The 22441-nt window shown below is 71.3% G+C and carries 19 protein-coding genes and 1 tRNA gene; 12 read left to right on the top strand and 8 right to left on the bottom strand.

Features of this window, described 5'->3' with window-relative positions; all coding sequences use genetic code 11:
* Positions 1-4: 4 nt before the first annotated feature.
* The gene (locus AC3CBB_RS12245) at positions 5-916 is read right to left on the bottom strand and encodes an EamA family transporter (RefSeq protein ID WP_488624783.1); all 912 of its coding nucleotides are present in this window, start codon (positions 914-916) and stop codon (positions 5-7) included.
* Between the two features lie 210 nt (positions 917-1126).
* On the opposite strand from AC3CBB_RS12245, the gene AC3CBB_RS12240 reads away from it, so the two are divergent.
* Both AC3CBB_RS12240 and AC3CBB_RS12235 read left to right on the top strand, forming a co-directional pair.
* A complete protein-coding gene (locus AC3CBB_RS12240; RefSeq protein WP_123505574.1) occupies positions 1127-2476 on the top strand; it encodes an LCP family protein in 1350 nt (449 codons plus the stop codon).
* A gap of 409 nt (positions 2477-2885) precedes the next feature.
* Positions 2886-2975: transfer RNA gene (locus AC3CBB_RS12235), tRNA-Ser, on the top strand.
* 263 nt (positions 2976-3238) lie between these two features.
* Here the strand turns inward: AC3CBB_RS12235 and AC3CBB_RS12230 are convergent.
* The gene (locus AC3CBB_RS12230; RefSeq protein WP_488624782.1) at positions 3239-3421 is read right to left on the bottom strand and encodes a hypothetical protein; all 183 of its coding nucleotides are present in this window, start codon (positions 3419-3421) and stop codon (positions 3239-3241) included.
* A 98-nt stretch (positions 3422-3519) separates the two neighbouring features.
* On the opposite strand from AC3CBB_RS12230, the gene AC3CBB_RS12225 reads away from it, so the two are divergent.
* The 3 genes from AC3CBB_RS12225 (at position 3520) to AC3CBB_RS12215 (ending at position 7703) form a co-directional block, all read left to right on the top strand.
* Positions 3520-4221, top strand: a complete 702-nt coding sequence (locus AC3CBB_RS12225; protein WP_488624781.1) for an HAD family hydrolase — start codon at positions 3520-3522, stop codon at positions 4219-4221.
* A gap of 53 nt (positions 4222-4274) precedes the next feature.
* Positions 4275-4646 (top strand): PLD nuclease N-terminal domain-containing protein, encoded by a 372-nt coding sequence (locus tag AC3CBB_RS12220; protein WP_123505571.1) that lies wholly within the window; start codon positions 4275-4277, stop codon positions 4644-4646.
* A gap of 150 nt (positions 4647-4796) precedes the next feature.
* Positions 4797-7703, top strand: a complete 2907-nt coding sequence (locus AC3CBB_RS12215; RefSeq protein ID WP_488624780.1) for an esterase-like activity of phytase family protein — start codon at positions 4797-4799, stop codon at positions 7701-7703.
* 9 nt (positions 7704-7712) lie between these two features.
* On the opposite strand, the gene AC3CBB_RS12210 is transcribed toward AC3CBB_RS12215, so the two are convergent.
* Positions 7713-8645 carry an alpha/beta hydrolase gene (locus AC3CBB_RS12210; RefSeq protein ID WP_488624779.1) on the bottom strand — a complete coding sequence of 311 codons (933 nt, stop codon included), beginning with the start codon at positions 8643-8645 and terminating at the stop codon, positions 7713-7715.
* A gap of 64 nt (positions 8646-8709) precedes the next feature.
* The gene (locus AC3CBB_RS12205) at positions 8710-9552 is read right to left on the bottom strand and encodes a class I SAM-dependent methyltransferase (RefSeq protein WP_488624778.1); all 843 of its coding nucleotides are present in this window, start codon (positions 9550-9552) and stop codon (positions 8710-8712) included.
* A 216-nt stretch (positions 9553-9768) separates the two neighbouring features.
* Here AC3CBB_RS12205 and AC3CBB_RS12200 point away from each other — a divergent pair, with 216 nt between their 5' ends.
* From AC3CBB_RS12200 to AC3CBB_RS12185, 4 genes are all read left to right on the top strand, one after another.
* The gene (locus AC3CBB_RS12200; RefSeq protein ID WP_488624777.1) at positions 9769-10419 is read left to right on the top strand and encodes a TetR/AcrR family transcriptional regulator; all 651 of its coding nucleotides are present in this window, start codon (positions 9769-9771) and stop codon (positions 10417-10419) included.
* 177 nt (positions 10420-10596) lie between these two features.
* The gene (locus tag AC3CBB_RS12195) at positions 10597-12246 is read left to right on the top strand and encodes an ABC-F family ATP-binding cassette domain-containing protein (protein WP_488624776.1); all 1650 of its coding nucleotides are present in this window, start codon (positions 10597-10599) and stop codon (positions 12244-12246) included.
* Between the two features lie 50 nt (positions 12247-12296).
* Positions 12297-13760: a cardiolipin synthase gene (gene cls, locus AC3CBB_RS12190; protein WP_488624775.1), complete on the top strand. Its 1464-nt coding sequence runs from the start codon at positions 12297-12299 to the stop codon at positions 13758-13760.
* A gap of 35 nt (positions 13761-13795) precedes the next feature.
* Positions 13796-14773, top strand: a complete 978-nt coding sequence (locus tag AC3CBB_RS12185) for a hypothetical protein (RefSeq protein ID WP_488624774.1) — start codon at positions 13796-13798, stop codon at positions 14771-14773.
* Between the two features lie 97 nt (positions 14774-14870).
* Here AC3CBB_RS12185 and AC3CBB_RS12180 read toward each other — a convergent pair whose 3' ends face one another.
* Together AC3CBB_RS12180 and AC3CBB_RS12175 are read right to left on the bottom strand one after the other, a co-directional pair.
* A complete protein-coding gene (locus AC3CBB_RS12180) occupies positions 14871-15425 on the bottom strand; it encodes a dihydrofolate reductase family protein (RefSeq protein WP_488624773.1) in 555 nt (184 codons plus the stop codon).
* Positions 15426-15435: 10 nt separating this feature from the next.
* Positions 15436-16620: a glycosyltransferase gene (locus AC3CBB_RS12175; protein ID WP_488624772.1), complete on the bottom strand. Its 1185-nt coding sequence runs from the start codon at positions 16618-16620 to the stop codon at positions 15436-15438.
* Positions 16621-16694: 74 nt separating this feature from the next.
* Between AC3CBB_RS12175 and glgX the strand changes: the two genes are divergently transcribed.
* Positions 16695-18719 (top strand): glycogen debranching protein GlgX, encoded by a 2025-nt coding sequence (gene glgX / locus AC3CBB_RS12170; RefSeq protein ID WP_488624771.1) that lies wholly within the window; start codon positions 16695-16697, stop codon positions 18717-18719.
* Between the two features lie 98 nt (positions 18720-18817).
* Positions 18818-19324: a GNAT family N-acetyltransferase gene (locus AC3CBB_RS12165; RefSeq protein WP_488624770.1), complete on the top strand. Its 507-nt coding sequence runs from the start codon at positions 18818-18820 to the stop codon at positions 19322-19324.
* A 4-nt stretch (positions 19325-19328) separates the two neighbouring features.
* Here the strand turns inward: AC3CBB_RS12165 and AC3CBB_RS12160 are convergent, their stop codons facing one another.
* Positions 19329-20180 (bottom strand): DUF429 domain-containing protein, encoded by an 852-nt coding sequence (locus AC3CBB_RS12160; protein WP_488624769.1) that lies wholly within the window; start codon positions 20178-20180, stop codon positions 19329-19331.
* Positions 20181-20235: 55 nt separating this feature from the next.
* On the opposite strand from AC3CBB_RS12160, the gene AC3CBB_RS12155 reads away from it, so the two are divergent.
* The gene (locus tag AC3CBB_RS12155; protein ID WP_488624768.1) at positions 20236-21321 is read left to right on the top strand and encodes a VIT1/CCC1 transporter family protein; all 1086 of its coding nucleotides are present in this window, start codon (positions 20236-20238) and stop codon (positions 21319-21321) included.
* Between the two features lie 211 nt (positions 21322-21532).
* Here AC3CBB_RS12155 and AC3CBB_RS12150 read toward each other — a convergent pair whose 3' ends face one another.
* Positions 21533-22384, bottom strand: coding sequence for a phosphatase PAP2 family protein (locus AC3CBB_RS12150; protein ID WP_158614183.1), 852 nt, complete (start codon positions 22382-22384; stop codon positions 21533-21535).
* Positions 22385-22441: the final 57 nt, after the last annotated feature.

Here is a 22441-nt window from a genome sequence, read left to right as displayed (position 1 = left end):
AGGGTCAAACCGTAGTCGCCGGTTTTCCATTCCCTCGCATGGACTTTCGCCGGGCGCGCGAGAGCGAGGCGAACAGCACCCCGCCCACCACGAAGGCGCCGCCGATCAGCTCGGCGAGGTCGGGCACCTGCCCGAAGGCGAGCCACGACGCCAGCACGCCGATCACCGGCACCAGCATCGAGAACGGCGCGACCTGCGACGACGGGTACTTCGCGAGCAGGCCGTTCCAGAGCCCGTAGCCGAGCACCGTCGCGAACAGGATCACGTACAGCAGCCCGAGCACCGCCGGGAGCGCGTCGAGCGTCAAGGCCGTCGACAGCGACCGCCCGATCCTGCCCGGCCCCTCGAACAGCAGCGACAGCGCCAGCATCGGCAGAGGCGGAACGACCGACATCCACAGCGTCAGGTGCAGGGCGTTCGGGGCCGCCGCCCTGCGCGACGCCACGTTTCCGAGCGCCCAGCCGAGAGCACCGCACAGACCCAGGGCCAGGGGCAGGAACTCCGCCACCTGCGCCCGGTGCACCGCGATCGAGGCGAGCCCCACCACCGCCACCCCGATCCCGATGGCCTGGCGGCGGGTGATCCGCTCCCGGAGCAGCACGCCGGCGATCAGCACGGTGAACGGTGCCGACGCCTGGACCACGATGGATGCGAGACCGCTCTCGAGGCCGGCGTCCATGGCGAGGTAGAGGAAGCCGAACTGCAGGATGCCGAGACAGGTGCCGATGGCGAGGAGCCACCGCACCGGGATCGCCGGCCTCGGCACGAACAGGACGGTCGGTATCGCGAGGATCCCGAAGCGGAGAGCCACGGTCAAAAACGGCGGGAAGTGCTCGAGCGCCAGCGCCGTGGCCGGGAAGTTGACGCCCCAGACGATCGCGACGAGGGCGGCGCGGAGGCGGTCGGTCGGCGTCATCGCCCCATCCTGGCGGGGATTCCACGCGGCGGACAGCTCCAATCCGCAGTCCGCGGCATTCTGCAGATCGCCTCCGAATCCCGTCGGCGGTCAATGGCTGCTGGCTAGAATCGTGAGCCTTGCCGCCCCCGCGCGGCGCGGCGTCGTACCGGGCGATTCGGGCCCGGGTGCCTTTCGACGTGTGCGCCGCCGCCTGAGGAAAGGACCCGCGTGAGCGACAACCACCGCTCCGAGAGCCCCCGCCGTGCCGCACGCCGAGCCCGGGAGGCCGCCGAGGCCCCTGCGACCCCGTCGCCCGCCGACTCCGGCCTCGCCCGGCACGGCCGTCTCGGCCACCGCGGATCCGGCGCGTTCGTGCTGAAGTCCGTCGCCATCGCCGCGGCCGTCGTGCTGGTCAGCGGCGTCTCCGTGGGAGCGATCGCCATCAAGCAGCTGAAGGACAATCTGGGTAGCGGAGTCGCCCTGCAGGGCGAGGAGACCGAGAAGGCGCTCCAGGGCACCGGCATCGGCGCCTACCAGGGCGGCTTCAACATCCTCATCGTCGGCACCGACAACGACGCGAAGCAGAGCACGACCGAGTTCGGCGAGCGGGACGCGACGCTCAACGACGTCAACATCCTGCTTCACGTGTCGGCCGACCACACCAATGCCACGGCCGTCAGCATCCCGCGCGACCTCGTCGTTCCGATCCCGTCCTGCAAGAAGGAGGACGGCTCCGGCTCGTCCAGCGCGATGTCGGCGCAGCCGATCAACACCGCGTACTCGTACGGGGGCCTCAACTGCGTCGTCCAGACGGTGAAGGGCCTCACCGGCCTCGACATCCCGTTCGCCGGCCTGATCTCGTTCAACGGCGTCATCGAGATGACCAACGCCATCGGCGGAGTCCCGGTCTGCGCCAACAAGCCGATCCACGACACCTACACGGGCCTCGACATCCCGGCGGGCACGACCACGCTGCAGGGGCAGGACGCCCTCGCCTTCCTGCGCTCGCGCCACAGCATCGGCGACGGATCCGATCTCGGCCGCATCTCGAGCCAGCAGGTGTATCTCTCGTCGATGCTCCGCACGATCAAGTCGAAGGGCGTGCTGGGCAACCCGGCCAAGCTCCTGAAGCTGGCGCAGGCGGCGACCGAGAACATGACGCTCTCGAACAGCCTCAACAACGTCAGCCGCATGATCGAGATCGGCGTCGCCCTCAAAGACCTGCCGCTCGCCAACGTGAACTTCGTGCAGTACCCCGGCTCGACCGCCGGCACCGGCGTCTACTCGGGCAAGGTCCAGCCCGACACGGACACAGCAGGGCTCCTCTTCGACGCGATCAAGGCCGACAAGCAGTTCACGATCCCGGAGGGGTCGACCGGCATCGGCTCGGAGGACACCTCTGGATCGACCGCCACGTCTCCCGCCACCACGCCCGCGGCGCCGTCGTCCGGGGCCGCGGGGACGCCGACCGCTCCTGCGACGTCGTCGACGACGTCGCCGTCTCAGACGACGCAGATCAGCGGCCTCACCGGTCAGACGGCAGCCGACAAGACCTGCTCGGTGGCCTACAAGTTCTAGGTGCTCCCTGAGAGAAAGGTCCGCCCCGCGAGTAACCATCTCGCGGGGCGGCCTCAGTCACTCGACCGCTCAGGGGATGAGCGGGAGTGAGACCCTGCGAGGCCGGGATCAGGGGTGTTCGGCCTCGCAGGGCGCTGCGTGTCCGGGCATCTCTGCACGGCGGAACATCCGTTCCAGGCGCGACTCGACGGATTCGGGCCGTCGAGACTGGGGATCGCCTCGGGGTGGAACGGGCTGGTGAATAGAACTCTAGGTGTCCGCACAAATGAGGACAAGGGGACATTCCCACCCAGATCGGGGGGCAAAAACGTCCGCGTTAATGCGGACACGGGGTCAGCGACCTCATGGCGCAGGAACTCGCCCGGCCTCCGCTATAGTGGAGGCCGTGCGCTCGCAAGCCGGGCGCCGAGGAGCTGTCGCATAGTTCGGCCTAGTGCACCACCCTGCTAAGGTGGAGTGCCCTTTTTGGGCACCGTGGGTTCAAATCCCACCGGCTCCGCACTGGATTCTGCCTGTTCGCCGCTGGCGCGGCTCACCAACGCCAGTGCTAGCGCCTTCGGCTCGCTCTCGCTCGCACGCGTCTTGCTCGCTGGCGCTCGCTCGACGCTGTGGCCTACCTCGCTTCGCTCGGTGGCCGCGGTGGCGCGGGACCACGACAGGGCCTACCTCGCTTCGCTCGGTGGCCGCGGTGGCGCGGAACCACGACAAGGCCTACCTCGCTTCGCTCGGTGGCCGCGGTGGGGAGGGTCGCGGGGCCGGGGATCAGGAACGCGTGCACGTACCAGCCGGGAGCCAGTCCGCCACGGCGAAGGCGGGGCCGACGGTGTGCACCATCTCGTTGGCGACCGAACCTGGATCGAGGGCCGCTGCCCTCAGCGTTCTGTGCCACGGCAGTTCCTGCGCCCCGATGCTGAGGAGCACCACGCCGATGAAGGGCGATCTCACGGAGGCCTCTCTCGACCGGGACGGGGTGGCACCGGCGAAGTGACGCCGAGCAGCCCCTTCGTGACCCGGCCGTCAGGGTCATCGGGCATCATGGGGGCATGGGATACAGCGCCGTCCTCTTCGACCTCTACGGCACCCTCGCGCCGGGTGGCACGAGGGCGACGCGCGACGCGGTGTCGCTCCAGGTCGCTGACGACCTCGGCGTCGACCCGACCGCGTTCTGCGACCTCGTCCGCGACACGTTCCTGGACCGCACGCTCGGCCGCCTCGGCTCGCTCGAGGAGACCCTCCGCACCCTCGCCGGCCGCCTCGGCGGCTCACCCGACGACGCCGCCGTCGAGCGCGCCGTCGGTCGACGTCTGGCGATGACCGCGTCGCTGCTCGAGCAGACCTGGGCCCTCGACGTGCTCGACGAGCTCCGCGACCGCGGCTACGCGCTCGCGCTGGTCAGCGACTGCTCCGTCGAGACGGCCGTCGTCTGGCCCACCACGGCGCTCGCGGAGCACTTCCAGACAGCAGCCTTCTCGTCGGTCCACGGGGTCAAGAAGCCCGATGCCCGGCTGTACCGGGCTGCGACCGACGTGCTCGGGGTCGAGCCCGAGGAGTGCGTCTACGTCGGCGACGGCGGCAGCACCGAGCTTCCCGGCGCCGCGGCGCTCGGAATGCGGGCGATCTGGCTCGACCACCCCGGCAACGACGGGGGAGCCGCCGACCCCGGCTGGTCGGGTGAGGCGATCCATGAGTTGCGCGAACTGCTCGGGCTGCTTCGACCGCTGCACGTTCCTGCGCCAGGAGACTGATCTCACCCTGTCGGGGGATAGCCGTTTCTCAGGCGATCAATAGAATCGACCGCATGTATCTGGTGCTGTCGGCGTTCTACTTCCTGCTGGTCATCGCGGCGCTCGTCGACATCATCACGCGCGACGAGTCGCAGGTGCAGCACCTGCCGAAGCTGATGTGGGTCTTTCTCGTGATCATCATCCCGGTGATCGGCAGCATCCTCTGGTTCGCGGTCGGCCGCGACTACCGGCCGCAGCCGGAGTTCGTCCGCTACGGCGATCCGCGCCGGCACTCGGCGGCCGCCGAGACGGTCGACGTGCGGGCGCAACGCGTCTCGACGACGGAGCAGCAGCTCGCCGAGCTCGACCGCGAGATCGAGTTCTACGAGAAGCAGGCGAAGCTCAAAAGGCTGCAGTCCGAGCTCGACGACAAGGCCGGCGAGTAGCGACCCGCGTCTTCCTCTCCACAGGGTGACCGTTCGGCGACGATCGCGCGAACCCTGTGGAGAACTGTCGCAGGAACTCGAGAACTCGGCTTACATGGCAGAGGTCGCGGGTCACACCGCTCGCGGGTTCCAGCTCAGGGGAGACAAGCCATGCAACGATCACACGTGCGCGCCATCGGCGCCGCAATCGGGGCCGCGGCCCTTCTCGGCGGGGTGCTGGTGGCGGTTCCGGCTTCGGCCGCTCCGTCGTCCGGCGCCGTGCGCATCCACGACATCCAGGGCGCCGCGTGGATCTCGCCGCTCGACGGCCAGAAGGTCGCGAACGTGCCCGGCATCGTCACCGCGGTCCGCGCCAGCGGCTCGAGCCGCGGCTACTGGATCCAGGATCCCCAGGCCGACTCCGACCCCGCCACCAGCGAGGGCGTGTTCGTCTACACGGGCACTGCGCCGACCGTGGCCGTGGGCGACTCCGTGCTGGTCTCGGCGAGCGTCAAGGACTACCGCGCCATCGCGTCGGGCACCACTCTCGCGACGACCTCGTACCTCTCGGTCACCGAGCTGACCTCGCCGACGGTGTCGGTGCTCTCGCACGACAACGCCCTGCCCGCCCCGGTCGTCATCAGCCCGACGACCGTGCCCGCGGTCTACGCCCCCGATCTCGCGGGCGCGAACATCGAGTCGACGGCGCTCACGCCGACGCGCTCGGCGCTCGACTACTACGAATCGGTCGAGGGCATGCGCGTCGAGGTCGACGACGCACGGGTCATCGGCCCGAGCGACCAGTACGGCGAGCAGTACATCACGACGAAGCCCGACCAGCTCGCCAGCGCCCGCGGCGGCGCCCTGCTCACCGCCGAGAACGCGACCCCGTCGGGCCGCCTCGAGGTCGTCCCCGTCGACGGCGGCAACCCCGGCGTCAGCGTCGGCGACGTGTTCAGCGGCGCCACGGTCGGTCCGGTCGACTACTCGCAGTTCGGCGGCTACCTGATCGCCGCGACCACGCTCGGCTCCGTCGCCTCGAAGAACCTCGCGCCGACCGTCGCCGAGAAGGCCGACCGCAAGCAGCTCTCGGTCGCGACCTACAACGTCGAGAACCTCCAGCCCACCGACTCGGCCGCGAAGTACGCCGCCCTCGCCGAGGGCATCGTGACGAACCTGTCGTCGCCCGACATCCTCACCGTCGAGGAGGTGCAAGACGACAGCGGCGCCACCGACGACGGGACCGTCGCCTCCGACCGGACGCTCGCGAAGCTGACGGACGCCATCTCCGCGGCCGGCGGCCCGACGTACTCGTCGCGCTCGATCGACCCGGTCGACGACCAGGACGGCGGCCAGCCCGGCGGCAACATCCGCATCGTGTTCCTCTACAACGCCCAGCGCGTCAGCTTCGTCGACACGGGCGATGCCGGCGTCGACCGCGCAACGACCGCCACCGCAGCGATCTCGCGCAGGGGCGCCACGTCGCTGACACTCTCGCCCGGCCGCATCGACCCGACCAGCGACGCTTGGGCGTCCAGCCGCAAGCCGCTGGTGGGCCAGTTCACGTTCCGCGGCAAGACGGTGTTCGTCGTCGGCAACCACTTCGCCTCGAAGGGCGGCGACCAGAGCCAGGACGGCCGCTTCCAGTACCCCGCGCAGTCGAGCGCCGTCCAGCGCGCGAAGCAGGCGACCGAGGTCAACCAGTTCGTGGGCAGCATCCTGAAGCACGACTCCAGGGCGGCTGTCGTCGTCGCGGGCGACCTGAACGACTACCAGTTCAGCCCGGCGATGAAGGTGCTCACCGGCAAGGCCGCGGGGAAGCCGATCCTGACCGACCTGATCACCACGCTGCCAGCGAACCAGCAGTACACCTACGACTACCAGGGCGTGAGCGAGGTGCTCGACCACATCCTGGTCACGAAGGGCGTCGGCACTCCCGAGTACGAGGTCGTCCACACCAACGCCGAGTACGCGAACCAGATCAGCGACCACGACCCGCAGGTCGTCCGGCTGTTCGGCAAGGCGGAGAAGCCCGACCTGTCGATCGCGCCGTTCGGCACAGCCGTCGGCTACAGCGACGCGCTGAACAAGCTCGAGTACAAGGGAGCGGAGGTCGGCGGCCTGTCGTCGCTCGCGTACGACAAGCGCGCCCGATCGTGGATCTCGGCCGTCGACAACCACGCCGACGACCCATCGCGCCTCTGGTTCATCGGCCGCTCGCTGCAGAACCCGACCGTGACCCGGTCGCCGCTGGTGCTGAAGAAGTCCGACGGAACGCCCTACACCGGGCCCACGGCCGACAACGAGGGCTTCGCGGTCCTGCCGAACGGCGACTACCTGATCTCGAGCGAGACCGAGCCGTCGATCCGCGTCTTCGGGCGCGACGGCGTCGAGAAGTCGCAGCTCGCCGTCCCCGGTCGCTTCGCGGTCACCGGTACGACCCTGGCCGGCTCGTCGGAGGTCGGTGAGGCCGCCTCGAACGCCACTCTCGAAGGGCTGACCATCTCGCCGTCCGGCCGCACCATCGTGGCGGCAATGGAGGGGGCGCTCTCGGGCGACGTCTCGTCGAGCGGCGACGCCACGTCGCACCGGTTCCTCGTCTACACGGCTGGCAAGAGGGGCACGTACTCGCTCACGAAGCAGGTGGGGTACCGCACCGAGACCGGCATGCGGGTACCCGAGGTCGCGGCTGTCGACGACGACCGCCTCCTCGTCGAAGAGGCATCGTTCGCCTCCGATACGGGCAACGCCGTGACGCTCTACGAGGTCAGCGGGCTGTCGAAGGCGGTCAACGTCTCGAAGGTCGCGAACCTGTCGGCGGCGCCGGCCCGATCGATCCTGTCGAAGACGCTGGTCGCCGATCTCGTGAAGGGCCCGACGCTCGGCGCCACGGCGCTCGAGTCTCAGGCGAACCCGCTGCTGGACAACTTCGAGGGGATGGCGCTCACCAGCGGCAGCTCCGGGCTGCGGGGCCATGGCGCCGGCAGGAGGGTCGGCGTCAGCCTGATCTCCGACGACAACTTCGGAGCCAAGCAGGTCACGCGCGTCGTGAACATCGAGCTCAAGCTGCCCCGGTAGTCCGTCCGATCAGGTGAGGTGCCGGCCCAGGTGCGCGAGCTGGGCCGGCACCATCCGCCGCCAGTAGCCGACGTCGTGCGCACCCGGCTCGAACCCGCCCGCGGGCGCCGTGGCAAAACCCGCCACGTAGTCGCGCGCGGCCGGGTAGAACCCGTCACCGGTCCCGCAGTCGACCCTCACGGCGATCCCGTCGAGGGTCGACTGCCGCCCGAACACCGTGTGCGCGGCGAAGTCGGCGGGCGAGTCGAACGCGATCGACGCAGCCTCGGCGGCCGTGTGCCAGATGGCCGGGCTCTCCGCAGCGACCGCGGCCACGCGCGACGAGCCGAGCTGCGACGCGAGGGCCAGCGCGCCGAAGGCGCCCATCGACCAGCCCAGAAAGCCGATCCGCGCGACGTCGAGCCCCCTCTTCCGAAGCAGCGGCAGGAACTCGCCCACCACCATCGCACCGGCGTCCTCACCGGTCACCCGCCGGTGCCAGTAGGTGTTGCCTCCGTCGATCGAGGCGAGCGCGAACGGCGGCCCGCCGGCCTGGGCGTGCGCGGCGAGGAACCGGTCGAGGCCCAGGTGCGCGCCGCCGAAGGCGGAGGCGTGGGTGCCGCCGTAGCCGTGGAGCACGACGGCCACGGGGAGGGGATCGCCGGGCGCTGAGCCGGGCGGGTACGCGATCGACCAGCCCACGTCGGCCCCGAGGCGGGCCTTCGAGGCGAACGAGCCGCTCACGAGGCTGCCCCCGCCGGCGGAGGGCACGACGCCGGGTGCGCCGTCGAGGTGCAGCAGGCGGTGGAGGGTCGTGCGGCCCGGCAGGAGCCCCTGCTCGACGGCGGCGCCGCCTGCGGCGGTGAGGGCGGCTGCGGTGGCGGCAGTTCCTGCGCCCCAGAGCAGTGATCGTCGAGAGAGGAGTGATCGTCGGGAGAGCAGTGATCGTCGGGAGGTGGTCACGTCGCGAGGCTACTGAGCGGCACCGGCCCGCGGAGTCCGCCGCGGGGACGAGACCCCTGGGTCGCTAGGAGCGTTTGCGCGCGGCGATCGAGAACGCGAGCGGCAGCCGGTCGGCGTGCTCGGGGAGCACGTAGTCGCCGCCCTCCTCGACCATGTGCGGCAGGGCGGCCCAGGGGAGAGTGCGGTGCTCCTGCAGGTCGATCAGCTCGAGGCCCGCGCCGAGCAGCGCGCCGACGATCTCGGCGAGCGAATGGGGCCACTCGTACGTCGTGCGGTGCGCGATCGTGGCGGCAGGATCGCCGATGTAGGTCTGCTCGTCGTCGTACCGCAGCGGCTCAGGCCCCGGGAAGTAGCGGCGCCCGACGACCAGCAGCCCGTCGTCGCGCTCGTCGTCCATCGCGTTCAGGATCGGATGGGCGTCGCGCACGTAGAAGAGGCCGCCGGGCTTCAGCAGGGCGTCGATCGTGCGTGCCCAGGCGCCCAGGTCTTCGAGCCAGCAGAGCACGCCGATGCTGGTGTAGACGACGTCGAAGGTCTCGTGGACGTGCGCGGGAGCGTCGTCGACGGTCGACTCGACGAACGTCGCGCGGTCGTCGAGGCCCGACGCGGCGGCCAGGTCGCGCGCGGCCGCGATCGACGCAGGCGAGAAGTCGATGCCGGTGACCGTGGCGCCGAGCCGCGCCCAGCTGAGCGTGTCGGTGCCGATGTGGCACTGCAGGTGCGCGAGCGCGAGGCCGTCGACGGTGCCGCCGGGCAGGAACGGGGCCATCAGCGGCACGTCCTCCCGCACGACGTCGGAGAGGTAGTCGGGCGACGCCGCGAACCGGTCGACGCGGTACCCCTCCAGGTGCGGTTCGACGCGGTCGTCCCAGTTCGCGCGGTTGGTGTCGGTGTGCTCGGCAGGCATGGCTCCCCCTCGGTCGGTGCCGCCCGGGAGGGCAGCCGACCAGGATGCCAGGTGCGGCGGCGTGGCGCCACCCCCGAGGCGATGCGGGCGCAGGAACTGCCGCCCCGGCCCCCGACGCGACCATTGCGTCCGAGGCCGCTTGGCGTTGTCTGGGCGTTCACGCGCTCAGGAACGATCGGGGAGGCGGCCGAGTTCCTGCGGTCTAGGCTTTCGGGCGTGGACAGCCCCGGAACGCGCAAGGTCGGCCGACCCCGCGATCCGCTGGTCGAGGAGCGCCTCCTGCGCGTCACGCAGGAGCTGATCGCCGAGATCGGGCTCGACGCGCTGACGATGAACCGCGTCGCCGAGCGGGCCGGGGCGAGCAAGGCGACGCTCTTCCGGCGCTGGGACGACAAGCGGTCGCTCGTGCGCGACGCGGTCGCCGCCTTCGACGTCGACACCACGATCCCGAACACGGGGGCGCTCCGCACCGACCTGGAGACCCTGATCCGCACCTGGGTGAGCCCGATCGGCTATCCGCCCGCGGAGTTCCGCCACGTCATCGCGGCGATCTCTCGAGACCCCGACATCTGGCGCGCCTTCGACGCCGCCACCCACGCCGAGCGCACCCGCTCGCTGACCGTCATCGTGAGGCGCGCCGTGTCGCGCGGCGAGGCAGAGCCCCTGCGGTACGACGCCGCATTCGTCACCCGCGCCGTGCACTCGCTCGCCGTCGAGCACGCCGCCCAGCGCGAGCTGCCGCTCGACGAGGCCTTCGTCGCGCGCGCCATCGAGAGCATCGTCGAGCCGATCCTGGGCGTCGGGCGCGACCCCGAGGCCGACGCGCGCGACGTGGCCGCCGGCATCCCCCTGCACGTGCGGCGCTAGCGCGCCGGCGCCCCAGCGCCGCCGCCGGCAGGCCCGGCAGGCCGGTGAGGAGTCGCTCGTTGCTCTAAACCGCCCTGGCGGCGAGCAACCAGCGACTCCTCACCGGCCTGGGGCGGGGCGCGGGGCGCGGGGCGGGGGCGCGGGGCGGGGGGCGCGCCGGGATGGGACGATGGGGGCATGACCGCCACGCTCGTCGCCAAGGGGCTCGCCGGCGGATACGCCGCTCGCACGCTGTTCGACTCTCTCGACCTGACCGTCGCCCCCGGCGACATCATCGGCCTCGTCGGCGTCAACGGCGCGGGCAAGTCCACGCTGCTGCGCCTCCTCGCCGGCGTCGACCAGCCCCTCGCCGGGACGGTGTCGCTCTCGCCGAGGGACGCGTTCGTCGGGTGGCTGCCGCAGGAGCACGAGAGGATCGCCGGCGAGACCGTCGGCGCGTACATCGGCCGGCGGACGGGCTGCGCGACGGCGACGCTCGAGATGGACGCCGCCGCAGCTGCTCTCGCCGACCCCGACGGGGGCGACGCGGCGGCCGACGCCTACTCGACGGCGCTCGACCGATGGCTCGCCTCGGGCGCGGCCGACCTCGACGAGCGGGTGCCCGTCGTGCTGGCCGACCTCGGGCTCGACGACGCCGTCGGGATCGACAGCGAGATGACGGCGCTCTCGGGCGGGCAGGCCGCCCGGGTCGGGCTGGCCGCGCTGCTCCTCAGTCGCTTCGACATCGTGCTGCTCGACGAGCCGACGAACGACCTCGACCTCGACGGGCTCTCGAGGCTGGAGGAGTTCGTCAGCGGTCTGCGCGGCGGCGCGGTGCTCGTCAGTCACGACCGCGAGTTCCTGCGTCGATCGGTCACCGCCGTGCTCGAGCTCGACCTGCCCCAGGCGACGCACCGGCTCTTCGGCGGCGGGTACGACTCGTACCTCGACGAGCGCCAGATCGCCCGCCAGCAGAAGCGCGACGCCTACGACGAGTTCGCCGCGACCAAGGCCGACCTCGTCGGGCGGGCCCGCACGCAGCGCGAGTGGTCGAGCCAGGGCGTGCGCAACGCGATGAAGAAGTCGCCCGACAACGACAAGATCCGCCGCAAGGCCGCCGCCGAGTCGAGCGAGAAGCAGGCGCAGAAGGTCCGGCAGATGGAGTCGCGGATCAGCCGCCTCGACGAGGTCGACGAGCCGCGCAAGGAGTGGCAGCTCGAGTTCACCATCGGCCAGGCGCCGCGCTCGTCGTCGGTCGTGGCGACCCTCTCGGAGGCCGTCGTCGAGCAGGGCGACTTCGCCCTCGGGCCCGTGTCGCTGCAGGTGAACGGCGGCGACCGCATCGGCATCACCGGCCCGAACGGCGCTGGCAAGTCGACGCTGCTCCGCGCTCTTCTCGGGCGGCAGGAACTCGCTGCCGGCTCCGCCTCGCTCGGCGCCACGGTGGCCGTCGGCGAGGTCGACCAGGCCCGCAGCGTCTTCACCGGCCGCCGCGCGCTCGCCGACGTCTTCGAGGCCCTCGTGCCCGAGCTGACGCAGGCCGAGGTCCGCACGCTGCTCGCGAAGTTCGCGCTCAAGGCCGACCACACCGGCCGCGCCGTCGACGAGCTGTCGCCGGGTGAGCGCACCCGTGCCGGGCTCGCCCTGCTCCAGGCGCGCGGCGTGAACGTGCTCGTGCTCGACGAGCCCACCAACCACCTCGACCTCGCCGCCATCGAGCAGCTCGAGCAGGCCCTCGACTCGTACGACGGGACCCTGCTGCTCGTCACCCACGACCGGCGCATGCTCGAGACCGTGCGGCTCGACCGGCAGTGGCGCGTCGAGGCGGGGCGGGTGACCGAGCTCTGACCCGTGTGGCGGCGTTCACGAGGGCCGCAGGCAGGCGCTAGCCTCAGACCATGAGCTGGAAGTCCATCACGGCGACCGTGGCCAAGATCGTCGTCGGCATCAACTTCTTCCTCCGGGTGACATCGGTCATGGCGGTGCCCCGCAACCGGCGCCCGACCACCGCCCTGGCGTGGCTCCTCGCGATCTTCGCCGCGCCGATCCCCGGCGTGATGGCGTTGAACCTGTTCGGCTCGACCCTTCTCCCCAAGGGGCGCCGTGAGAAGCAGGCCGAGATCAACGGGTTCATCCTCGAGACGACGTCGGGCCTCGACCTCGTCACGAAAGAGGAGAGCTGGCCGCGCTGGTTCGGCTCGGTCGTCGACCTGAACCGCAAGCTCGGCGCAATGCCGCTCGTGGGTGGCAACGACGCGCACATCCTCGCCGACTTCGCGGGCACGATGCGCGCCATGACCGACGCGATCGCCAAGGCCGAGCGCTACGTGCACGTCGAGTTCTACCTCTTCGCCTACGACAGGGCGACGGTCGAGTTCTGCCGGGCCCTCGAAGACGCGCACCGGAGGGGCGTCACCGTCCGGGTGCTCTACGACCACTGGACGACCATGCGGAACCCCGCCTCCAGAGACACTCTGGCGTGGCTCGAGCGCACCGGGATCCCGAACCGCGCCATGCTGCCCGTGAACGCGCGAACGCTGCTGCGGCGCCGCCCTGACCTGCGCAATCACCGCAAGGTCGTCGTGATCGACGGCACCATCGGCTTCATGGGATCGCAGAACCTCGTCGACCCCGACTACAACAAGCGCAGCAACCAGCGGCGCCACCTGCGCTGGAAAGACCTGATGCTCCAGCTCGAGGGCCCGGTCGTCGCCGGTGTGAACGCCATCTTCATCACGGACTGGTTCGCCGAGACCGAGGAGCTCCTGCAGCGCGAGGCAGACCCCATCCACGACATCGTCGAGCCGGACACCCTCGATTGCCAGATCGTGCCATCCGGGCCGGGATTCGAGGGCGAGAACAACCTCCGCCTCTTCAACGCGCTCGTCTACGGCGCGCAGGAGAAGCTGATCATCGTCAGCCCCTACTTCGTTCCCGACGACTCGATGCTGTACGCGATCACGACCGCGGCCCAGCGCGGTGTCGAAGTGCAGCTGTTCGCCTGCGAGGTCGGCGACCAGTTCATGGTCTATCACGCTCAGCGCTCGTACTACGAGACGCTTCTGCGCGCCGGCGTGCGCATCTTCCTGTATCGCAAGCCGATCGTGCTGCACGCGAAGCACTTCACGGTCGACTCCGACGTCGCCGTCGTCGGGTCGAGCAACATGGACATGCGGTCGTTCAGCCTGGACTTCGAGGTCTCGGTCATGATCCGCGGCCGCAGGTTCGTCTCCGAGCTCGCGAAGGTGCAAGACGACTACCGGGCCGAGTCGCGCGAGCTGTCGCTGACCGAGTGGCTCGACCGGCCGCTGCTGTCGCGGATCCTCGACAACGTGTGCCGGCTGACGGCGGCGGTGCAGTAGAGCCGTCCCGTCGGGACCGACCAGGGGGAGCAGACATGACCATTCCACGCGCACTCATCGCCGCCATGACTGTCGGCGTGCTCGCCGTCGTTGCGATCCTGGTCTTCGGGCCCCGTCACGAGCCGACCGCCCTCGGAGGCTCGACGCCGCATCCCATCGCCGGCCCCGCCATCCCGAGCACCTGGCCCTATTCGCAGCTCGCGGTGCTGCGGCAGCAGCGCCTGTCGACCGACGTTCTCCCCGCCTCTTTCACCGCCGACGACGAGACGATCATCCGGGCTTCGGCGCGGCACCTCGCCACCGACGGACACCAGCAGCTCTGGCTCGTGGTCGACGGGGCGCAGGAACTCTGCCTCCTGTTTCTCGAAGACGGCGTCGGCGGCGCCACGACGGCGTGCGCCTCGCCCCCGGATCACGTCGTCGCGCCCGGGACGCTGACCCTCGGCGCCGGTGCCGGCGACTACGAGCTTCACATCTACGCCGACGGCGCCGTCAAGCGGACGGGCGAGGACGCCCCGACCGGCCGGCGGATCGCGATCAACGTCTGGCTCGACGGGGTGAAGCACCCGTCGCGCCTGACAGGGCTTCGGGCGCCGTCGGCAGGCGCCGACGCGCAGTCCTTCCCTCTCACCTACCCGTACTCGACGTACGCCATCCTCCGGCAGGAGCCCGTGCCCCTGGCGAAGCTCCCGGCGATCTTCACCAAGGACTCCGGCGGGTTCCTCGACTCGATCGACCAGACGACGGTCCACTACGCCGGCGAGTACAAAGGCGCCGAGGCCTGGGTCGCCGTCAACACCGTGGGCGAGGTGTGCTTGATCTCGAAGGGGCAGGATGACTCACTGGGGCTCGGGTGCGACGAAGACCGCAAGACGGGCCGGGGCGTCTTCGTGTCGGGCTTCGGCAACGGCGGCGTCACCACGCAGCTGGTCACCGACGGCAGGGTCTCCACCGACGATGTCGAGGGCGACACCCGGATCGCGCCCAACGTGTGGGCCGCCGCCCTCGACTAGGCGGCGCCCGGCGGAAGGCTAACCGTCTGACGCACGACTTGCCGACGCGACGGTCAGCGGTGCGTGAAACGGTTAGCTAAGGGACGCCGGCGGGGCGTCAGGGCGCCAGCGCACCGGGCGTGTACGTCAGGATCGCGACGCCGGTGGCCGTTGTGCGCGCCTCGGCGAGCGTGAGCGGCACGGGGCTCGCGCCCGGCGCCCAGAGCGGGCGGCCGGTGCCGACGACGACGGGAAACACCATGAGGCGGATCTCGTCGACCAGGCCCGCGGCGACCAGGGCGCCCAGCAGCTGCGCGCTGCCGTTGATCAGGAGCGTGCCGGTCGACTCGTCGTCTTTGAGGGCGCGCACGGCTTCGACGACGTCGGTCGCCAGCGGGGACGCATTCCATGTCAGCGCGTCGGGCGTCGACGTCGCGACGAACTTCGGCATCGAGTTCATCTTCACGCCGAACTCGCCGGTCTCGGCCTCCATCTGAGGCCACGCCTGCGAGAAGCCCTCGTAGGTGACGCGGCCGAGCAGCAGGGCGTCGGCCTCGATGAGGTTGTTGTACTGGAACGCCTGGAGCTCTTCGGCGAAGTAGGGCGCCGACCAGCCCGGCTCTTCGAAGACCCCGTCGAGGGTGACGTACTCGACTGCGACGATGCGACTCATAGGGCAGAAGCTAGCGCACCGAGGTGACCTGCCGGTAGGCGGCGACGAGCCCGTCGGCGGAGTGGGCCCAGCTCAACCCGGCGGCACGGACGCGCGCCGCGGTCGCGAGCGACGCAGCGAAGCCCCCGTCGCGGAGGATGCGCTCGATCGTCGACCCCCAGACCTCGGGGGCGCGCGACCGCAGCACGACGCCCGTCACGCCGTCCACGACGGCTTCGCGGAGGCCGCCCGCGGCCGCAGCGACGACGGGCGTGCCGCTGGCAGCAGCCTCGAGGGCCACGAGGCCGTAGGTCTCGGAGTGCGACGGGACGACGGCCACGGCGGCCTCGCGGAGCAGCGCGGCGAGGTCGGCGCGCGACTGCGGACCGACGAACCGCACCCGGTCGCCGATGCCGAGCCCGTCGGCCAGGGCGCGGAGCTCGCCGGGGTAGCTGCGGTAGTCGACCGACTCCTCGCCGGCGATGACGAGGTCGGGTCGCACATCGGCGGGGATCGCGGCGACGGCCTCGATCGCCAGGTCGAACCCCTTGAGCGGGTCCAGGCGGCCGGCCGCGACGACGAAACGCGTCTCCGAGCGCGCACCCGGCCGGAACATCACCGAGTCGACCCCCGGCGGCACGACGTGCACGCGGTCGGGGTCGCCGCCGAGGCGGTGCACGACGGTCTCCGCCTCGGCGGCCGAGATGGCGACCACGCCGTCGGACTCGACGGCCAGCCGGGCCTCGCCGGCGAGGCGCCCGGGCGACTCGGGCCTCTCACCGTCTGACAGCGGGCTCGCCGGGTCGGCGGCGATCGAGTGGAAGCTCTGCAGGTGCGGCAGCCCGCGCTCGCGGGCGTAGGGCATCGCCGCGATGCCCGAGAACCAGTGGTGGGAGTGCACGATGTCGTACGGCCCGAAGGCCTCCAGGGCGGCGCCGAAGTCGGCCATGTAGAGCTCGTGCATGCCCTTCGCCAGGGGCTCGGCGGGGCCCGCGTCGAGGAACCGCAGCACGACGCCGTCACCCAGCGACGTCGACTCCGGCTGGTCGGGCGACGATCGGCGGGTGAGCACCTCGACCTCGTGGCCGAGCGCCCCGAGGGCCACCGCCTGGTTCCGGACGACGACGTTCATGCCGCCCGCGTCGCCGATCCCGGGATCGGACGCGGGTGACGTGTGCAGGCACACCAGGGCGATCCGGAGAGGGGTCGAGGGCATCGTCCCAGCGTATCGGCCCGGCCGGGGTACGTCGCGGCCGGACGATCTCAGCCGCCGACCGGTATCACTGAGCCATGACCTCCTCCTACCCGTACCCGCTCGGTGTCTCCGTCGTCGACGGCGGCGTCCGTGTCGCCGTCTACTCCGAGACCGCCACGGCCGTCTACTTCTGCAGCTTCGACGCCGATGGCGCCGAGACCCGGCAGGAACTCGACACGCGAACCGGGTACGTCTTCCACGGCTTCGTTCCCGGCATCACTCCGGGCACGCACTACGGTCTGCGGGTCGACGGCGCATGGGACCCCGCCAACGGCCTCCGCCACGACGTCGCGAAGCTCCTCCTCGACCCGCACGCCCGCGCCATCGACGGCGGCTTCGAGTGGGGCCAGGCCCTGTTCTCGCACGAGTTCGACGACCCGTTCGCACGCAACGACGAGGACTCGGCGGCGTCCATGCCGAAGTGCGTCGTGACCGACGACTCGTTCGACTGGGGCGACGACGCACCGCCGCAGGTGCCGCTGGCCGAGACGGTGCTGTACGAGGTGCACGTCAAGGGGTTCACGAAGAGGCACCCGGGGGTCGCGGCGGACACGCAGGGCACGTACGCGGGTCTCGCAGTTCCTGCGGTCATCGAGCACTTCACGAAGCTCGGCGTGACCAGCGTGGAGCTGCTGCCCGTGCACCAGTTCGTGCAGGACGACACCCTCGCCGACAAGGGACTCCGCAACTACTGGGGCTACAACTCGATCGGGTTCTTCGCGCCGCACAACGAGTACTCGTCGTCGGGCCAGGCCGGCCAGCAGGTCGCCGAGTTCAAGTCGATGGTGAAGGCGTTCCACGCGGCGGGGCTCGAGGTGATCCTCGACGTGGTGTTCAACCACACCGCCGAGGGCAACCACCAGGGGCCGACGCTGTCGTTCAAGGGCATCGACAATGCGTCGTACTACCGGCTGGTCGACGACGACCGCCGCAGCTACTTCGACACCACCGGCACCGGCAACAGCCTCAACGTCGGGCACCCGGCCGCCCTGCGCCTCATCATGGACTCGCTGCGGTACTGGGTGACCGAGATGCACGTCGACGGCTTCCGCTTCGACCTCGCGACCACGCTCACCCGTCAGGACGGCGACGCCGAGAAGCACAGCGCGTTCCTCGACCTCTGCCACCAGGACCCGGTGCTCGCGCCGGTCAAGCTCATCGCGGAGCCGTGGGACACCGCGGGCTACCAGGTCGGCGGATTCCCGGCCGACTGGTCGGAGTGGAACGGCAAGTTCCGCGACGACACCCGCGAGTACTGGGGCTCGGGCGACGTGCTCGGCACCTTCACCCAGCGCGTGCTCGGCAGCCCCGACGTGTACGAGGGCGACCGCCGCGCGCCGGTCTCGAGCGTCAACTTCGTGACCGCGCACGACGGCTTCACCCTGCGCGACCTCACCTCGTACGCCGAGAAGCACAACGAGGCGAACGGCGAGGACAACAACGACGGCGAGAGCAACAACGCCTCGTTCAACGGCGGAGTCGAGGGCGACACCGACGACGCCGGGGTGCTCGAGTGGCGGGGCCGCCAGCAGCGGAACCTGCTGGGCACCCTCCTGCTGTCGGCCGGCGTGCCGATGCTGCTCGGCGGCGACGAGCTCGGGCGCACGCAGGGCGGCAACAACAACGCCTACTGCCAGGACAACGAGATCTCGTGGTTCGACTGGGAGAACGTCGACCAGGAGCTCCTCGACTTCACCACCGCGCTCGTCGCGCTCCGGAAGTCGTCGAAGGCCCTGCGCCCGGAGTGGTTCCGCACCGCCCCCGGCGACTCGGCCTCGACCGTCGAGATCCTCCGCGCCGATGCCCGTCCGTTCGAGGAGCACGACTGGCAGGATCCCGAGAACCGCGCCGTCATGTTCGTTCTCGCGCACGAGGGCGCCGACACCCTGGCCGTGCTGATGAACGCCGCCCACAACGGCGTCGAGTTCACACTGCCCGAGGCGCCCTTCGGGGAGTGGGAGCTGGCGATCTCCAGCGACAGCGAGCAGCAGGTGGCCGCGCCGGTCTCGACGCTGATCGTCCGCGACGCCTCCTTCACGGTGGTCCGCTCACGCGCCTGATTGTTCACATGCCCCGGCGTGAGGGGTCGCTGGTTGCTCGGCGGGCAGGCCCACCTGAGCAACCAGCGCCCCCTCACCGGGACGGATAGGGTCTCTCCATGCACTCCAGCTTCACCGTCCGCTCCGTCAGCGAGGACGACTGGCGCCAGGTGCGGTCGCTCCGCCTCGAGATGCTGGCCGACACCCCCATCGCGTACGGCGAGACGCTCGAGACGGCTCTGCGCCACCAGGAGCCCGAGTGGCGCCTGCGCGGACGCCGCGGCACCGACCGCAGCTCCGCCTCGTTCGCCGCCATCGAGGTCGCCTCCGGGCGCTGGATCGGCACGATGGGCGGCTACCTTCCGACGGGCGGCGAGCCGCTGCTCGTCGGCGTCTACGTGGCGCCCGACTTCCGCGGGGCGGCGGCGGGCGTCGCCGACCTCCTGCTCGACGCCGTCGAGGCCTGGGCGGACGGGTACGGCGAGGAGCTGTTCCTGCACGTCCACGAGGACAACCGGCGTGCCATCCGGTTCTACGAGAAGCGCGGGTTCGTCGACACCGGCCGCCGCCTCGCCTACGAGCTCGAGCCCGGCGGGCACGAGGTCGAGATGCGCAAGCAGCTCTAGCGGGTCAGAGCAGGCGCTGCGTCGGCCGGCACGGCGTGACGATCGTCGCAGGGCGCCCCGCCTCGTCGAGCGGCTCGTCGCGCCCCAGCACCTGCGTGCGGTCGAGCCCGTGCCGCAGCCACACCGACGCCGTCCAGGCGCAGAGCACGGCGTCGATCAGGTCTTCGCGATGCTTGTGCCCCGGGCCGTCGAGCGGCGTGGGCGAGTCCAGCAGGTCGGCTGTGAGCGGGTGCGACCGGAGGCCGACGGGAGGGTCGGCGGCGTCGAGCCGGGCCAGCCGCCCGATCAGGTCGTCGGTCGCCGCGCGCCGGGCCAGCCGAGCCTCGGCGGGTGGGAGCGCCCGGTCGAGCCGCTTGTACCGCGGCCGCTCGACGTCGTAGCCCAGCTCGGACATCCCGACGAGGGTGGTGAACGGGTAGCACTCGAAGGCGACTCGGGCCCCGGCGGCGGGTGGCGATGTTCCTGCGACCACGGTCACGCCGTGCTCGTCGAGGAGATCGCGCAGACGGAGGCCGGCGAGCCAGGGGAGGGCCTGGTTGGTGGCATTGCACGAGACCTTCCAGCGGCCGTAGGCGCGCCCGACCTGCTTCTCGGACTCGCGCATGCCCGTCGCGTTCGGCACGACGAGGGGCGCGTCGACGGCGATGACTGCTCCTTCGCCGGTGTGGCGCAGGATCCACTCGGCGGTCCCGTCGACCCCGCGGGTCCAGCCCGCGTCGACGATCGTGCCGTCGGGCTGCATCGCGCAGACGCCGGTCTCGTTCGCCAGCCTCGCCCGGGTCGCCGGCCCGGTCGCCGACGCCGGCCTGGCGGGAGACCCCTCGCCCCACGCGAGGTCGACGCCGATCAGGAGCACGAGCCCACGGTAGTCGAGGCGGCTCCGAGTCCGGCGCGCGGACTACCCTTGCGGCATGAGCGACCTGGCGCCCACCCGCACGCCCACCCCGGCCGACCTGAGACGGTGGCGCCGCTACCTCGCCGACGAGCGAGCGGAGGCGGCCGTCTACCGCGACCTGGCCGCGCGGCGCGCGGGGGAGGAGCGCGACATCCTGCTCGCCCTCGCCGACGCCGAGGGGCGCCACGCGCAGCACTGGCTCGATCTGCTGGGCGACCGCGTGGGCAAGCCCGCCGGCACCGACCTCCGTACCCGGATCCTCGGCCTGCTCGCCCGCCGCTTCGGCTCGATCTTCGTGCTGGCCCTCGTTCAGAGCGCCGAGGGCCGCTCGCCGTACGACGCCGACGCCGACGCGACGGACGCCATGGCGGCCGATGAGCGGATCCACGGCGAGGTCGTGCGCGGGCTCGCCGAACGCGGGCGGTCGCGGCTGTCGGGGACGTTCCGGGCGGCGGTGTTCGGCGCGAACGACGGTCTGGTGTCGAACCTCGCGCTGATCCTGGGCGTGAGTGCGACAGGGGCCTCGCACGCGGTGGTGCTCGTGACGGGCCTCTCGGGGCTGCTCGCCGGTGCGCTCTCGATGGGCGCCGGGGAGTACGTCTCCGTCTCGTCGCAGCGCGAGCTCCTCGCGGCGTCGACGCCCGATCCCGACGCGCAGAACGCGCTCCGCCACCTCGACGTCGACGCCAACGAGCTGTCGCTCGTCTACCGCGCCCGGGGCATGTCGCAGGAACTCGCGGACACCCGCGCCCGCGATGCCCTCGCCGCGCTCCCCGCGCCCGCCTTCCCCGCCGGGGGTGCCGACTCGGCCTCCGCCGACGCGCACGAGGCCATCGGGTCGGGCCTCGGTGCCGCCGTCTCGAGCTTCCTGTTCTTCGCGTCGGGCGCCGTCATCCCCCTGATCCCGCTGTTCTTCAGAGCCACCGGGCTGACGGCCGTCGTGGTCGCCGCCGTGCTCGTCGGGCTCGCCCTGCTCGGCACGGGGGCCGTCGTCGGCCTCCTGTCGGGTACCTCGCCTCTGCGCCGGGCCCTGCGCCAGCTCGCCATCGGGTACGGGGCCGCCGCCGTCACCTACGCACTGGGGCTGGCTTTCGGGGCGTGACCCGGCCGTCTGGGTCCGCTCGCCGCGCCGCGCCCCGCTCCTGCCTCGGGCGTCCCGGTCTCCTCGAAATTCAAGGAGAAAAGCGCGGACGCAGCCGACCTCATGCCGATAGGCGGTCGTCGCGGCAAAAATTTCCTTGAATTTTCGGCGACGAGCGGGGGCGGGGGCGGGGCAGGGGCAGGCGGCGGGGAGAAGACGGGAGCGGTGCCGGTCAGATCGAGCGGTCGAGCTTCCACGCCAGCCACGCCGTCGCGATGACCACGCCCGACGACAGCAGCCGCGCGCCGACCAGCACACCCGGACCTGTCGACATGGTCAGAGTCATGTCCTCGCCGACGCCGATCGCGAAGATCGCCCCGGCGGCCGCGAGCGTCGCCACCATCGCGAGGCCCAGCAGCCCCGACGTGAAGCCGTGCGCCTTGCGTCCCACCGTGTCGCGGGCGTCGTTCGACCAGACGGCCGCGGCGCTCCGCACGATCGCGAGCCACAGCATGCTGACCGCGCAGGCCCCGACGACGTCGCTGACGCGGTGCCAGCCGAAGGCCACCGTCTGCTCGGCGACCCAGGCGGCGAAGAGCGTGCCGACGATCATGATGAGCGGCCGGAGGTGGCGCCCGAACGCGGTGCCGAGCGCCAGCACGCCCGCGACCGCGATGGTCACGTGCCCGCTCGGGAAGCTGTTGCTGAGGGTCAGCGAGGTGAGCTCAGGTCGCGGCGCGATCGCCTTCACGACCTGCGCCGTCGCGATCGCGCCCACGATCAGGGCCGCTCCCTGCAGCGCCGCACCCGGCCGCCGCCGCACGAACGCGATCACCACGACCACGCCGACCGCGGCCAGCACCGCCGGGATCGTGATCGCGTCGAGGGCCCGCCCCGACTTCAGCAGGGTCTCGCCGTCGACCGATCGCAGGATCGAGTCCTCGATCATCTGGCCCTGCTTGGTCAGCACCGCCGCCGTGTACACGCCGCCCAGAGTGATCACCGAGCCGACGCTCGTCAGCATCCACCGGGCCGGCACATGACGACGCACGGCCGTCCGGGTCGGGAGAGTGGTGGCGTTCACCCCGTAATCCAACCGCACGGCGCCTGACAGGAGCCTCTGTCCCGACCGCCAAACAGC

This window comes from Frondihabitans sp. OV104 (assembly GCF_057787745.1).
This window is presented reverse-complemented; position numbering and strand designations above follow the sequence as displayed.

Bases quoted from the DNA above. Each gene is read 5' to 3' on its own strand.
- cls (WP_488624775.1), top strand. From the start codon at position 12,297: ATGAGCTGGAAGTCCATCACGGCGACCGTGGCCAAGATCGTCGTCGGC.
- AC3CBB_RS12195 (WP_488624776.1), top strand. From the start codon at position 10,597: ATGACCGCCACGCTCGTCGCCAAGGGGCTCGCCGGCGGATACGCCGCT.
- AC3CBB_RS12185 (WP_488624774.1), top strand. From the start codon at position 13,796: ATGACCATTCCACGCGCACTCATCGCCGCCATGACTGTCGGCGTGCTC.
- AC3CBB_RS12245 (WP_488624783.1), bottom strand. From the start codon at position 916: ATGACGCCGACCGACCGCCTCCGCGCCGCCCTCGTCGCGATCGTCTGG.
- AC3CBB_RS12205 (WP_488624778.1), bottom strand. From the start codon at position 9,552: ATGCCTGCCGAGCACACCGACACCAACCGCGCGAACTGGGACGACCGC.
- AC3CBB_RS12165 (WP_488624770.1), top strand. From the start codon at position 18,818: ATGCACTCCAGCTTCACCGTCCGCTCCGTCAGCGAGGACGACTGGCGC.
- AC3CBB_RS12155 (WP_488624768.1), top strand. From the start codon at position 20,236: ATGAGCGACCTGGCGCCCACCCGCACGCCCACCCCGGCCGACCTGAGA.
- glgX (WP_488624771.1), top strand. From the start codon at position 16,695: ATGACCTCCTCCTACCCGTACCCGCTCGGTGTCTCCGTCGTCGACGGC.
- AC3CBB_RS12220 (WP_123505571.1), top strand. From the start codon at position 4,275: ATGTATCTGGTGCTGTCGGCGTTCTACTTCCTGCTGGTCATCGCGGCG.
- AC3CBB_RS12180 (WP_488624773.1), bottom strand. From the start codon at position 15,425: ATGAGTCGCATCGTCGCAGTCGAGTACGTCACCCTCGACGGGGTCTTC.
- AC3CBB_RS12225 (WP_488624781.1), top strand. From the start codon at position 3,520: ATGGGATACAGCGCCGTCCTCTTCGACCTCTACGGCACCCTCGCGCCG.
- AC3CBB_RS12215 (WP_488624780.1), top strand. From the start codon at position 4,797: ATGCAACGATCACACGTGCGCGCCATCGGCGCCGCAATCGGGGCCGCG.
- AC3CBB_RS12175 (WP_488624772.1), bottom strand. From the start codon at position 16,620: ATGCCCTCGACCCCTCTCCGGATCGCCCTGGTGTGCCTGCACACGTCA.